Here is a 13,335-nt window from a genome sequence, read left to right as displayed (position 1 = left end):
GCGTACGCCGCAGGTTGGATCATGAACCCATCCTCGCGCCGTACGGGGTGCGGGGCGGCGGAACGGAGACTGGAAGCAATTCCGAGGCACCGATTCTGCACAGAGGACTGGCATGGTTCTGCGAGACGGACGGACGATTTCCGCGCTGACGGTCGGCGCGGTGACGACCGCGCTGGCGGCGCTCACCCCCGTGACGGCGTTCGCGGCGGGCGATCCGCTCCAGCGGTACGCGCAGCAGCAACTCCGTTGGGAGCGTTGCGATGCGGACCGCCCGGCGGCTTTCGAGTGCGCGAAGGTCGAGGTGCCGCTGGACTACGCCGACCCCGGCGGCCGGACGATCGACATCGCGATATCGCGGGTCAGGGCGGGCAGCGCGAAGCAGCGGCACGGCGTGCTGCTGATGAATCCCGGGGGCCCAGGCGGCCCGGGGCTGACCATGCCCGTGGAGATGGAGCCGCTGCTGCCGACGGAGGTACGGGACCGGTTCGACCTGATCGGGTTCGACCCGCGCGGTGCCGGGCAGAGCTCGCCGATCGGCTGCGACCTGAAGGCCGACGAGCGGACCTTCCAACACCCGTACTCGGCAGGGACGTTCGCGAAGGACGTGGCCTGGGCCCGGACGGTGGCCGACAAGTGCTGGGCCAAGGCGGGGGACGTGCTGCCGCACATCACCACCCGCAACACGGCACGGGACATGGACGTCGTCCGGGCGGCACTGGGCGAGCGGAGGATCTCCTACTTCGGGCATTCGTACGGCACCTACCTGGGCGCCGTCTACACCCAGATGTTCCCCCAGCGCTCGGACCGCTTCGTGCTCGACAGCGCGCTCGACCCGGCGCTCGTGTGGCGCGAGGGGTTCCGGGAGGCGTCCGCGGGGGCCGAACTCGCCTTCACCCGCTGGACCGAGTGGGCCGCCGCCCGCAACGCGGCGTACGGACTGGGTGCGACGGCGGCGGAGGTCCGCAGGACGTACTGGGACCTGGTCGCCCACGCCGACCGCACGCCCGTCCCGACCGAGGACGGGTCGCTCGACGGCGACGCCATCCGGTCCGGCTACGCGGCGTTCGTCCACGTCGGGGCCGTCACCCCCTGGATCGTCGCGCTGAAGGCCGCCGCCGCGGGCGGGCCGGCCGCACCGGCGGTGCCGTCGGTCGTTCCGGCGGACAACACGGTCTCCGTCGCGTGGGCCGTCCTCTGCGGCGACACCCGCAGCTGGCCGCGCGACCCCGAGCAGTACCGCCGGGACGCGGTCCGCGACCGGGCCCGGTACCCGCTGGCCGGCGACCTGGGGGCCAACATCCTGCCGTGCGCGTTCTGGAAGCCGGCGGGCGGCGAGCCGGCCACCGTGGCGAACAACGACGTCAAGGCGCTGATCGTGCAGAACCAGTGGGATCCGCAGGCGACACCGGCCATGGCCCAGGGCATGCGGCGGGCGCTGCACGGTGCCCGGATGGTCACGGTGGCCGGCGGCGAGGGCCACGGCGTGGTGGTGGCCGGCCCCTCCTGCGCGGACGGCGGCGTCACCCGCTACCTGACCACGGGCCGGCTGCCCGCGAAGGACCTGACCTGCGGCGGTTAGGGCGTTCCTCCGCCTCCGGGCGCGACCCCCGGGCGCGGCACCGGCTAGGACAGCAGCTGCGCGGGGACGTCGGTGGCCCGGGTGAACACCGAGACCGGGTACTGGGTGTCGCAGTACTTGTTGCCGGTGGAGACCACGCCGATCACCACGCCGCCTGCCACCAGCGGCCCGCCCGAGTCCCCCTTGCAGACGCTGTCCGTCGTGCCGGCCCGCGGCAGGCCGCAGACCTTGAGCAGCGGCGAATCGCCGGGCGAGGTGTACGGGTCGCAGGAGGCCGGCGGAGCCAGCGTCAGCTCCGCCTGCTTGAGGTGGGTGCCGGGCCGCCCGTCCGAGCCGGTGCGCCCGAACCCCAGCAGCGTGGCCGGGCGGCCGTACCGGTACAGCGCCTCGTCCCCCTGCCGCGCCACCCGGACCGGTGCCTGCGGCAGCGGACGGTCCAGGGTGAGGACGGCGGAGTCGTGGTCCAGGCCGGGGGTGTAGCGCGGGTCCACCCGGTAGCCCTTCACCCGGCGGACCTGGCCGCCGGAGCCGGTCAGGTCGGTCCGCCCGGCGATCACCCGCAGTGAGGTCGGGTCGGCCGCCTCGGCGACGCAGTGGCCCGCGGTGAGCACCTTGGTCGGCGCGATCAGCGCGCCGGTGCACCACTGCTCGCCCGTGGCGGTCTCCAGGGCCACGACGAACGGGTGGGACCTGGTCGTGGTGTCCGATCCGCCGTGGACGGCGGCGGCCGGGACGGCCCCGGCGGCCAGCAGCCCGGCGGTGGCCAGCAGGACGGCGATCGGGCGGCGGTTCGAGGTGCGCATGGCAGGGCTTCCTTCTGGGTCGGGTGGTGCGTGGCGGGAGGCGTTCGGCGTGCTGGGGGCGTTCGGCCCGGCGGCGGGCGGACGGCGCAGGCCGTCGTGGCCGTCGCCTCCGCGGAGGCCCGGCGGGTCGGGCGGGTCGGGCGGCCCCTCGGGCTCGGTGCCGGTCGCCGCCGGACCACAGACTGCCCCGGGATCCGTCCCGCCCGCCACCACCGCCCGGCGGTTCGGGACGCTGGAACGGTGGAACCCCCCGTGACCTGCGCTTTTGTCGCCCCCTGGAACGCCGCGGCGGGACGAGGGAGCCCCCTGGAACAGGCCTGGGGAACGGCGAGGCGCACCGGCGCCGGTTCGCCGTCCCTCCGTCACCGCGGCCGGGTGGCCACCCAAGTGACGGGACGGGACGACCCGGGCTTCGATCCGGCTGAAATGTGGTCATTCCGGTGGCGGAGTGCGGCCGTCGTCGGCTTGCGCGAAGGGGCCGCGCCGGTTTGTCTGACATCACGTCACCCGGCATGTCCATCCACGGACGGCTACTTCAGGAGTTGTTGTACGCATGCGAATCCTGCCCGCCGCGGCCGCGTCCGTCGCCCTCGTTCTGGTCCAGCCGGGTCTCGCCGGCGCGGCGGCCGACCCCAGCACCACGGTCACGTTCACCGTCACGTCCGGCGCCCTGTCGATGTCGGTGCCGGCCAGCACCGCCCTCGGCTCGGGAGCGCCCGGCACTCAGATCAGCTCCCCGATCGGCCCCGTGACCGTCACCGACGACCGCGCCCTCCTCTCGGCCTCCTGGACGGTGACCGCGTCGGAGACGGACTTCACCAACGGTTCGTCGACGGTGCCCGCCACCAGAGCCACCTACACGGTCGGGACGGTGACGACGACCGGCACCATCACCGTCACTCCGACGAACGTGACGCTGAGCAACTCCCCGCAGGTGGTGGTCACCGGGAGCGCCGGTGTCGGGGACAACACCGCGAGCTGGGACCCGACGGTCGGCGTCTCCGTGCCGGCCTCCGCCATCGGCGGGACCTACACCGGAACGCTGACCCACTCCGTTGCCTGAGCGCATGAGGCGCGCGCGCCGCTACTGGGTCCTGCTGGCGCTGCTGGCCGTCGTCCAGGCGATCGGTATGCTGCCGGCGACGGCGGACGGGATGCCCGGGCCCGAGGTCACCGGGGCGTCCGGGCGGCCCGGGGTCGCCGAGTCGTCCGGGATGCCCGAGGCCACCGGGACGTCCGGGCAGCCCTCCCACCAGCCGACCCCCGCGAAGAAGACCATCGGCATCAGGCTGCTCGACGCCCCGGAGAACCGCCGTGACGACCCCCGGGCGCAGGCCTACATCGTCGACCACGTCGCCCCGGGCACGACCATCGAGCGGCGGGTGGAGGTCACCAACGAGTCGTCCACGCCGATGCACGTCAGCGTGTACGCCGCGGCGGCCACCGTCACGAGGGGACAGTTCGTCTTCGCGGCGGACCGCACACCCAACGAGCTGACCGGCTGGACGTCGCTGGACACGACCGAGCTCGACCTCGCGCCCTCCGGGACGGCGCAGGTGCGCACCACCGTCCGAGTGCCCGGGAACGCCTCCGCCGGCGAGCGCTACGGCGTCGTCTGGGCCCAGACGGGCAACCCGGCGGACCGCTCGCACAACCTGGCGTTCCTGGGCCGGGTCGGGGTCCGGATGTACATCGACGTCGGCCCCGGCGGTGAGCCGCCCTCCGACTTCACGATCGAACAGGTCACTCCGACCAAAGCCCGCGACGGGCGGAAGGAGGTGCACGCCCGGATCCGCAACACGGGCGGCCGCGCCCTGGACATCGGCGGGTCGCTCTCCCTCACCGACGGACCCGGCGGGCTGCGCGCCGGCCCCTTCCCGGCCAGGTCGGGCACCACCGTGGCTCCGGGAAGCCTCGCGGAGGCGGTCGTCCCGCTCGACGGACAGCTGCCGGACGGCCGGTGGAACGCGGAGCTCACGCTCAGGAGCGGCCTGGTCGAGCGCGGCACGCGCGTCACCGTCACCTTCCCGACGACTCCCGGCAGCGCCGGGGCGGCCGAGGCGTCGACCGTCCAGCCGGGGTACTTCCCCACCCCCGTGGTCGCCGTGCTGTCGACCCTCGCCTTCGCCGTCCTGGGCCTGCTGCTCCCCCGGTTCCGCCGGCGCCGCCGGTGACCGCCCCCGCGGCGGGAACCGCGGCCCGGTGAGGGGCCGGGGACGGTGCGGGAGCCGTCCCCGGCCCCTCGCGTTCGGGTTCCGCGTTCAGCGCAGGACGGCGAGTTCGGCCACCACGGCGCGGTGGTCGCTGCGCGGCAGGGAGTGCTCGGAGACGTCGACGGCGGTCAGCGCGGGCCCGTGCAGGACGTGGTCGATCTGGATCGCGGCCGGGACCGGGTAGTCGGGATGGTCCTGGGGCCAGGTCGGGAGGAGGCCCGCGCCGAGTTCCTCGTGGGTGTCGGTCAGGCCGGTGCCGATCAGGTCGCGCATCGGCTTGTGGTCGAGGGTGGCGTTGAAGTCGCCCAGCAGGACCGCGTTGCGGGTGCGTCCGGGCGCGGCGGCGCGCAGGTCGTGCAGTCCCTCGGCCCAGCGGCGGGCGTCGCCGAGCGGGTAGTAGGTGTGCACGGCGACCAGCTGCACCGGACGGCCGCCGACGTCGACGGTCAGGTTGGTGGTCGGCCAGGCCGGGTCGGCGGCGGAGCCGACGGGCAGCCGGGTGTAGAGCGCGGTGTCGGTGCCAGCCGGCCGCTCGCGGTGCGGCAGCAGGGCGCGGATGCCGGCCGCGTCCAGCGCGTCGGCGGCGGAGTCGCTCTGCTCCTCGACCGCGAGCACGTCGATCCGCTGGTCGCGCACCAGGTCGACCAGGGACTTCGGCGAGACCTGCCCCATGAAGTTGTTACTGGTCGCCACCCGCAGCCGGGGCGCGTCGGCCGGCGCGTCGGCCCCGCCCGGGACGAGCCGGGGTATCAGCCACCACAGTTGCAGCACCACCAGCGCCGCCGCGACCCCGGTCAGCCACCGCCCGCGCAGCACCGCCACCGCCACCAGCAGCAGCACACTGAGCAGCGCCGCGTACGGCAGCCCGGCCATCGGCAGGGCCCACACCGTGCCGTCGTCCCACCCGAGGACCCGCACCGCCGCGAGCACGGCCGGGCCCAGCAGCAGCACCCCGCACCCGACCAGCGCGGCGCGACGCCAAGGGCCCCTGCCGGCGGGCGACGCGCTCTTCCGCGTGCCCTTCGCCGCGCCCTTCCCTGCGCTCTTCGTCGCGCTCTTCGCCGCGCTCTTCCGCGTGCTCTTCGCCGTACGGTCCGTCACGGTGCTCCTTCCGGGGGACGGCCGACAGCCTTGATCATCGGCCACCGTCGAGAAGGACGGACGCCCGCGCCCGGGGCCCGGTTCCGCGCCACCGGCCGGGGCCGGGAGCGGGACGTCGGTGCCCGGCGGGGGCCGCGTCCTCTTCCTCACGGGACGGAACGCCTAGCTCATCCGGAAGACCGGCCCGCGCGGGGTGAACGGGAGTGCGGCGCCGCGCGGGACGAGGAAGGCGTGCTCGCGGCGCAGCCGCAGGACGTCGCACTCGCCGTCGGTGATGACCAGGACGGGTGCCCCGGGCGGGAAGTCCTCGGCCCGTTCCAGCAGGTCGACGCCCGGCTGGAGGACGGTGCCGCCGCGCCCGTGCACCCGCAGGCGCCCGGCGATCTCCTCGACCGGGAGGTACCCGGCGTCGTGCGGGGCGGCGTCGCAGTGCACCACCCGGGCGGCCGGGACGTCCCGGGCGGCGGCGTAGGAGGCGATCGCGCCGAGCGCCTTGCCGAGCAGCGCCCGGTCCATCGAGCCGGAGGTGTCCAGGACGACTCCGAAGGTGCAGCGCGGCACCTCCTCCTCGGGGCGGTAGCGGCCGGCCCGGGGGATGTCCGGGGTGGCGGACTGCCGGCGGGCGGGGCGGGAGTAGCTGCGCACCGGTTCCGGGCTCGGCACGAACTCGTCGAACCAGCGGGCCAGTCGGGCGTCCCAGGGCAGTGGGGGGTGGGCGAGTGCGCGGATCTCCTCGACCAGCCCGGCCGGGAGCAGGCCGCGTTCGCGCCGGTGCAGTTCGAGGCCCTGCTGGAGTCCGCGGCGGTAGAAGTCGTCGAGGTCGACGTAGTCCCGGGGCGTTCCCAGCGGTTCGCCGAGGACGTCCGGGCGGTTCTTCCCGGCCAGGGTGGCGAGGCGGCGGATGCGGCGCTGGTCGCGGGCGATCCGGTCGTACACCTCCTCGGCCGACAGGCCGTTCAGCTGCGGATCGTGCAGCAGCCCGTCGGGCATCTCGCCGACGCCCATCTCCAGCAGCCAGCCGTTGATGACGTAGTCCGCGGCGACGTTGAACAGGAACGGGTCGCGTCCGCCGCGGCGCTCGCCGTGCCGCAGGGCGGCGTGCAGGATCTCGTGGCCGAGGATGAACCGCCATTCCTCGTCGCTGTGGTGGCGCAGCGGGTTGACGTAGATCTCGCCGGCCTCGGCGTTGACGGCGGCGACGGCGATGTCGTGGGCGCGGGCGAGTTCGGCGTCGGCCACGACGGTGAGGCCGGCCGCGATGCCGCCGAGCAGGGGGTAGGAGGAGACGAACCAGTTGAGTGCCCTGTTCCAGGGCCGTTCGGGCAGGCGTTCGCCGGTCTCGGTGTCGATCCGGCCGCCGGCCCGGTCCATCGCGGCGGACATGGTGCGGGTGAGGGCGGCGGCGAAGGCCGTGGGCCAGTCCTCGCGGGCCCGGCCGTGGCCGCGCCATTCGACCAGCAGTTGGTCGCGTTCGGCGGTGCCGGCCATCCCGGCGGTGTCGGGCGCGGGCAGGCCGTCGCGGCGCCAGCGGTCGGCCAGTTCCTCCTCGTCGCCGCCCGGGTACTCCTGCGGGAGGACGACCGGGGCGCGGCCGACCGGGAAGGTGGCGAGGAAGCGGTTGACCACCGCGCAGCGGGCGGCGGCCTGGTGGGTGTCGGGCTGGGTCCGGGTGCCGCGGGCGCCCGGGAGGTGGCCGAAGCCGAGGTGCAGCAGGCAGTGCGCCAGCACCCAGGCCCATTCCTCGGGTTCGGCCCGGCGGCGCGGGTTGACGTGCAGGGTGCCGTTGGAGTCGGCCACTGCCCAGCCGTTCGGCGGCGCGGTGGTGCAGGTGTCGGTGCGGCAGACGTCGGCGCGCAGGGCGGCGAGGGCCGGGTTGCGGCGGAGCAGTTGGAGGCCCTCGGCGAAGGCCTCGGCGCCCGGGTCCGGCTTCTTCCGGTCGGCCGGGGCGTGCTTCACCGGCGGGCCTCGACCAGGCGGGGCATGTCCCGGGCGGCCTCGATCAGGAACCAGGCGGGCAGCACCGGGTTGCCGTCCGAGCCGTCGGCGATCACCGTCTGGGCGACCTCCACCGAGATCTCGGCCAATTGCACCAGCAGCGACTTGGCCCGGAAGGCGGTCTGCCGTTGCGCCCCGGAGGCGTGCTCCTTGCGGGCGGGCAGTTCCTTGACCAGCCGGCCGCGGAAGGCGTCGGCCAGGTAGTAGAGCAGGTCGCGGTCCTCCAGCCGGTGCGGCCAGCGGGCGTCGCCCTTGAGGATCGCCTCCAGGCCGTAGGAGTTGCGGACGATCTTCGCGTAGCCGCAGAAGGCGACCGCGTGCTGCGCGGTGAGCAGCCCGTGGGCGACGACCTTGAGGGTCGTCTCGTCCAGGGTGGGGCCGAAGGAGTGCAGCGCGTCGGAGAGCATGTGCCAGGCGCGCGGGGTGGAGAACGGCTCCTCGGTCTTGGGCGGGGCGGACCACAGGTGGTCGGGCCGGTCGGTGAGGTGGTCGACGATCCAGGGGTGGATGCCGGCGCCGGCCGCCCAGCGCAGCCAGTCCTCGGCGCTGGCCCGCAGATGGACGTGGACCATGCGGTTGACCAGCGCGGATGCCATCGGGCGGGCGAGCGCGCCGTCGGTGGCGCGGTTCCCGGCGCCGATCACGATCGAGCCGGGCGGCAGCTCGTACGAGCCGATCCTGCGGTCCAGGATCAGCGAGTAGAAGGCCTTCTGGACGTCCGGCGAGGCCGCGTTGAGTTCGTCCAGGAACAGGCAGTACGGCTGGTCGCGGGCGATCTGCTCGGGCGGGCAGAACCGGGAGCGGCCCTCGGGGGTGAGCTGCGGGACGCCGATCAGGTCCTCCGGGGCGAGCTGGGTGCCGACCAGGCTCACGCACTCCAGGCCGAGCGACTCGGCGAACGCCCTGACCAGGGAGGACTTTCCGATCCCGGGGGCGCCCCAGAGGAACACCGGGCGGACGGTGGCCAGGCCGAGCAGCAGCTCGGGGATCTGGGCGGGCGAGACGCTGACTGCTCCCTGCACGGGGCTCCTTCGCGACAACGGTGCGTGACCGGCCCAGTGTGCGGGGGGAGTCGGCCGGGCGCACCTGGATTTTCGGCGGGCCCGGGCGGACCGTACGGGCCGCGGGCCGTACGGCCCGGGGCGTGGACGCGGGGTGCGCGGTGGGTGACCGGTGCCGGGCCCGGTCGTTGCACACCCGGGGTCGTCCTCGCCGCTCGGGCGACCAGGAGGGTGGAGGTGTGCGCGTCGTGGGGTTGGGCGAGGGTTCGCGGGAGGGTGCGATGGAAGGGCGGACGAGGCGTCAGTTCCTGGCCGGTGCGGCCTCGTTGGGCGGTTCTCTGGCCGTCGGGCCGGTGGCGGGCGCGGCCGCGCTCCCGCGGGGCGCGGGCGCCGGTGCCCGCGGTGGCCCGGGGCGGACCGTGGCGGTCCTCGGCGGCGGGGTCTCCGGGCTGAGCGCGGCGCACGAACTGGCCGAGCGCGGCTACCGGGTGACGGTGTACGAGTACTACGACGCGCTCGGCGGCAAGGCCCGCAGCATGGACGTGCCGGGCAGCGCGGCCGGTGGCCGTCGGGCGCTGCCGGGCGAGCACGGCTTCCGGTTCTTCCCCGGCTTCTACCGCAACCTGCCGGACACCCTGCGCCGCATCCCGTACGCCGGCAACCCCGGTGGCGTCCACGACAACCTGCGCGACGCCACCCAGGCGCTGCTGGCCTTCGACGCCCCGCGCCCGGGACTGCTCCTCCCGTTCCGGTCCGTCACCCGCCCGCTCGACCTGGGCGACCTCGCCCCGGACGCCCTGCGGCGGACCCTGGCCGGCGCGCTGGACGAGGTGCTGCACCTGCCCGCGGGCGAGCTCGCCTACTTCGTGGACCGGCTCCTGGTCCACCTGACCAGCTGCGACGTGCGCCGCGAGGAGCAGTGGGAGCGGGTGCCGTGGTGGGATTTCATCAGGGCGGGGCGGATGTCCCACGACTACCAGCGCCTCCTCGGGGTCGGCCTGACCCGGGACCTGGTCGCGACCCGGGCCGAGCGGGCCAGCACCCGTACGGTGGCCCGCACGGTCGTCGAGGCCTTCCTGCTGAACGGGCTGCTCGGGCGCGGCGGCGACGGGCAGCCCGACCGGGTGCTCAACGGCCCCACCAGCGAGGCCTGGATCGACCCGTGGACGGCCCATCTGGCCTCGCTGGGCGTCGAGTTCCGCACCGGGACCGAGGTCCGGGAGGTGCTGTACGCCGAGGGCCGGATCACCGGGGTCCGGGTGGCGCCGGCCGGCGGCGGCGCCGCCGGGACGGTGCGGGCGGACTACTACCTGAGCGCGCTGCCGGTCGAGCACGCCCGCGCCACCTGGGGCCCGGGGCTGCGCGCCGCCGATCCCCGGCTGGCGCGCTGCGACGCGATCGGCACGGACTGGATGACGGGCATCCAGTTCTACCTGCGCCGCCCGGTGCGGCTGGTGCACGGCCACGCCGTCTGCCTGGACTCCCCGTGGTCGCTCACCGCGGTCGGCCAGGCGCAGTTCTGGGACCGGGACTTCGCGGCCGCGTACGGCGACGGTACGGTGCGCGACTGCCTCTCGGTCTGCGTCTCGGAGTGGGACCGGCCCGGGATCCTGTACGGCCGGACGGCCAAGGAGTGCACCCGCGAGGAGGTGGCCCGCGAGGTCTGGGCGCAGTGCCGGCGGGCCTTCGAGCGGCCGGGCGGCGGGTGGCCGGCGGACGCGGACGTGCACGGGTGGTTCCTCGACCCGGCCGTCACCGGTCTGGGCGGGCCGGCGCCGGCCAACCGCGAGCAGCTGCTGGTCCACCCGGCCGGAACGCTCTACGACCGGCCCTCCGCCGCGACCGCGGTGGGCAACTTCTTCCTGGCCGGCGACTACGTCCGCACCGACGTCGACCTGGCGACCATGGAGGGCGCCAACGAGTCCGCGCGGCGCGCCGTCAACGCCCTGCTGGACGCGGACGGTTCGAGCGCCGGTCGCTGCCGGGTCCGGGGGCTCTTCCGGCCCCCGGAGCTGGAGCCGCTCAAGCTGGTCGACGAGGCCCGCTACCGCCTCGGCCTGCCGAACACCTTCGACCTCGGGTGACCCGCCGCACTCCCCCGGCGACACGACCCCGCCGCCTCGGGTCGCATGCGAACTCACGGAGCGGTATCAGAACTTGATGCGATTTCCGGCCCGTTCCGCGTCACACGCACCGGTGAACGCGCCCCGAAACGGGGACGTACACGACCGGTTGCGGCTCTCCTGGGGGCCCTGTCGGGATCGGGCGTCTGCCCGCCGATCATGAGAGTGGGGCCCAGGTGGGGACGAGAGGACGAAGGACGTGGGTCGCGCGGGCCGCGGTGCTCGCCGTCGCGCTGACCGGCAGCGGGCTGCTGACGGCACCGCCGGCGTTCCCGCAGGGCGCGGACGGGGCGGTGACGGTCCGGGTGGTCCGGGCCGTGGACGCCTCGGGCGCGTGGACGCCCGCGCTGGAGCCGGGGCTGGCGGGCGTGCGGGTGACGCTCACCGGCGGGGACCGGGTTCGTGTCGAGGGCACCACGGCGGCCGACGGGACGGTGACGCTGGCACCGCCGCCGCGCCGGGACCACGGTGGCAAGTACCGGGTGCGGGTGGTGAATCCGAAGCCGGGCGTGCTGTTCCCCGCCTTCGCCTCGCGGCAGGGGCTGGACGGCGCGCCGAACCTGCTGAGCTCCAACGAGGAGTTCGTCGACCTCTCCGACGGCGGGAACGTCTCGTACACCACCGGGCTGTGGAGCCCCGGCGACTACTGCCAGAGGAACGCCCCCCTGGTGACGACCTGCCAGAACACCACGTGGGGAGGCGGTGCGCAGCGCACGCTGGTGTCGTTCCCGTACGGTGCGCGCGGCCAGGACGGCGTGGACGTGAACGTCACGGACATCGCCACCGACGCGCAGACCGGCACCCTGTTCGGCATCGCGTGGAACCGGGCCGACCGGCGGGTGTTCTCCTCGGCGGCGGCCAAGCGCACCACGGGCTACGGCCGGGGCGGCCCCGGCGGGATCTACGTGACCGACCTGGCGCGGAACAGCACCACGCTGTTCACCACCGTCCCGGACGCCGGGGGCACCGCGCACGGGCCGGACGCGGACGACGCGTTCCTGGCGGTGCCGGGCAAGGAGAGCCTCGGCGGGCTCAAGGTGACGGACGACGGCAGGGATCTGTTCGTCGTCAACCTCAACGACCGTCGGCTGTACCGCTACGACGCCACCTCGGCGACCGCGGCGGCGCCGAAGGCCGTCTACCCCGTCCCGGAACCGGGCTGTGCCTCGGCGGCGGACTGGCGCCCCTTCGGTCTGGGCCTGCAGGACGGGACCGGCTACCTCGGCGGCGTCTGCTCGGGCGAGTCGACGGGCGCGGTGTCGGACCTGCGGGCGGTCGTGCTGCCCTTCGACCCGGCCACCGGCCGGTTCGGGCCGGCCGTGCTGGACCAGCCGCTGGACTACCCGCGCCAGTCGACCGTCGGCGCGGGCCCGTGCGACGGCGCGGGCTGGTTCCCGTGGACGGACACCTACCCGACCACGCAGAACGGCCAGGCCTGCTCCGGCTACCGCGCCCAGCCGGAGCCGGAGCTGGGCGAGGTCGGCTTCGAGGCGGACGGCTCGATGCTGCTGGCCTTTCGCGACCGCCTCGCCGACCGGGCGACGGGCCAGGCGGCGGCGGGCGCCGCCGTCGGCGAGGTGCTGTCGGGCGGCGACCTGAACAAGGCCTGCCCGGCGAACGGCACCTACGTGCTGGACACCAACAACGGCTGCGGTCTCTCACCCCGGGGCACCCGCTTCTTCGACACCAGCCGGATGGGCTTCCACCACAACGCGGCCTACGCCGGCATGGCGCTGTCCAAGGTCGAGACCACCATCGGGACCTCCGGGTTCGACCCCAACGACACGGCCTTCGGCTACGGCACGGCCTTCGTCCAGCGGGCGGACGGCCGGCAGGACCCGAGGGTCGGGCTGCGGCTCAACCCGGCGAACGTCCCCGCACCGTTCGGCAAGGGCGCCTCGATGGGCGACCTGGAGGTGCTCTGCGACCGGGCACCGCTGCAGATCGGCAACCGGGTCTGGTACGACCCCGAGCGCACGGGCCTCCAGGAACCGGGCCGGCTCCCCGCGGCGGGCGTCACCGTCCACCTGTACGACGGGGCGGACCGGCTGGTCGGCACGGCGGGGACGACGGCGCGCGGCGAGTACTACTTCGACGACTCGAACGTGGACGGCGGCCTCCGGCCGCACACCAGGTACACGATCCGGCTGGACAACCCGTCCGACTACGCCGAGGGCGGTCCGCTGCACCGGTGGGTGCCCACCAGGCACGACGTCGGCGAGGACCCCTTCGTCAACTCCAAGGGCGTCGTCCCGCCAGGGGGAAGGTATCCCGAGCGGGCGCTGACCACCGGCGGGCCGGGCGAGAACGACCACACCCTCGACTTCGGTTTCCGGCGCTGCGGGTGCGGCCACTGACGCGGGTCGGGCACGACCGGGGCAGTTGGGGGCCGGTTCTTCCGGTCGGTGTGTGCGGGGGGTCGTGAAACGGGCACGAGGGCCTGCGTCCGCGCGGGAGGCGCGGGCGCAGGCCCTCGTGGGTCACTCCGGTGGTCCCTGTCCGGCCCCCGGGGTGAGGGGG

At 74.8% G+C, this 13,335-nt stretch carries 9 protein-coding genes; 5 read left to right on the top strand and 4 right to left on the bottom strand.

What is annotated here, in order from left to right; genetic code table 11:
* Positions 1-112 precede the first annotated feature (112 nt).
* The gene (locus ACFVUY_RS41165) at positions 113-1,579 is read left to right on the top strand and encodes an alpha/beta hydrolase (protein WP_387737103.1); all 1,467 of its coding nucleotides are present in this window, start codon (positions 113-115) and stop codon (positions 1,577-1,579) included.
* 44 nt (positions 1,580-1,623) lie between these two features.
* Here ACFVUY_RS41165 and ACFVUY_RS41160 read toward each other — a convergent pair whose 3' ends face one another.
* Positions 1,624-2,382, bottom strand: a complete 759-nt coding sequence (locus ACFVUY_RS41160) for a S1 family peptidase (RefSeq protein WP_387695867.1) — start codon at positions 2,380-2,382, stop codon at positions 1,624-1,626.
* A 553-nt stretch (positions 2,383-2,935) separates the two neighbouring features.
* Here ACFVUY_RS41160 and ACFVUY_RS41155 point away from each other — a divergent pair.
* Positions 2,936-3,445 (top strand): hypothetical protein, encoded by a 510-nt coding sequence (locus tag ACFVUY_RS41155; RefSeq protein WP_387695865.1) that lies wholly within the window; start codon positions 2,936-2,938, stop codon positions 3,443-3,445.
* 4 nt (positions 3,446-3,449) lie between these two features.
* Positions 3,450-4,556 (top strand): peptidase, encoded by a 1,107-nt coding sequence (locus ACFVUY_RS41150; protein WP_387737102.1) that lies wholly within the window; start codon positions 3,450-3,452, stop codon positions 4,554-4,556.
* An 87-nt stretch (positions 4,557-4,643) separates the two neighbouring features.
* Here the strand turns inward: ACFVUY_RS41150 and ACFVUY_RS41145 are convergent, their stop codons facing one another.
* From ACFVUY_RS41145 to ACFVUY_RS41135, 3 genes are all read right to left on the bottom strand, one after another.
* On the bottom strand, positions 4,644-5,696 hold the full coding sequence (locus ACFVUY_RS41145) for an endonuclease/exonuclease/phosphatase family protein (RefSeq protein ID WP_387737101.1): 1,053 nt from the start codon (positions 5,694-5,696) through the stop codon (positions 4,644-4,646).
* Between the two features lie 162 nt (positions 5,697-5,858).
* The gene (locus ACFVUY_RS41140; protein ID WP_387737100.1) at positions 5,859-7,652 is read right to left on the bottom strand and encodes a hypothetical protein; all 1,794 of its coding nucleotides are present in this window, start codon (positions 7,650-7,652) and stop codon (positions 5,859-5,861) included.
* Complete coding sequence (locus ACFVUY_RS41135; RefSeq protein ID WP_359899165.1) at positions 7,649-8,713, bottom strand: MoxR family ATPase; 1,065 nt, start codon at positions 8,711-8,713, stop codon at positions 7,649-7,651. Before ACFVUY_RS41135 ends, ACFVUY_RS41140 begins: the two co-directional genes overlap by 4 nt.
* Positions 8,714-8,973: 260 nt before the next feature.
* On the opposite strand from ACFVUY_RS41135, the gene ACFVUY_RS41130 reads away from it, so the two are divergent.
* Positions 8,974-10,776 (top strand): FAD-dependent oxidoreductase, encoded by a 1,803-nt coding sequence (locus ACFVUY_RS41130; protein WP_387737099.1) that lies wholly within the window; start codon positions 8,974-8,976, stop codon positions 10,774-10,776.
* A gap of 215 nt (positions 10,777-10,991) precedes the next feature.
* Positions 10,992-13,172: an SdrD B-like domain-containing protein gene (locus tag ACFVUY_RS41125; protein ID WP_387737098.1), complete on the top strand. Its 2,181-nt coding sequence runs from the start codon at positions 10,992-10,994 to the stop codon at positions 13,170-13,172.
* The last annotated feature ends 163 nt before the right edge of the window (positions 13,173-13,335 follow it).

This window comes from Kitasatospora sp. NPDC058063 (genome assembly GCF_042885395.1).
GTDB classification, from domain to species: Bacteria; Actinomycetota; Actinomycetes; order Streptomycetales; family Streptomycetaceae; genus Kitasatospora; species Kitasatospora lactacystinica.
The sequence above is the reverse complement of the archived record's forward strand: the minus strand, read 5'-3'. Positions and strand labels throughout refer to the sequence as shown.

Excerpts from the sequence above, each read along its gene's own strand:
- ACFVUY_RS41165 (WP_387737103.1), top strand. The coding sequence starts at position 113 with ATGGTTCTGCGAGACGGACGGACGATTTCCGCGCTGACGGTCGGCGCG.
- ACFVUY_RS41160 (WP_387695867.1), bottom strand. The coding sequence starts at position 2,382 with ATGCGCACCTCGAACCGCCGCCCGATCGCCGTCCTGCTGGCCACCGCC.
- ACFVUY_RS41155 (WP_387695865.1), top strand. The coding sequence starts at position 2,936 with ATGCGAATCCTGCCCGCCGCGGCCGCGTCCGTCGCCCTCGTTCTGGTC.
- ACFVUY_RS41150 (WP_387737102.1), top strand. The coding sequence starts at position 3,450 with ATGAGGCGCGCGCGCCGCTACTGGGTCCTGCTGGCGCTGCTGGCCGTC.
- ACFVUY_RS41130 (WP_387737099.1), top strand. The coding sequence starts at position 8,974 with ATGGAAGGGCGGACGAGGCGTCAGTTCCTGGCCGGTGCGGCCTCGTTG.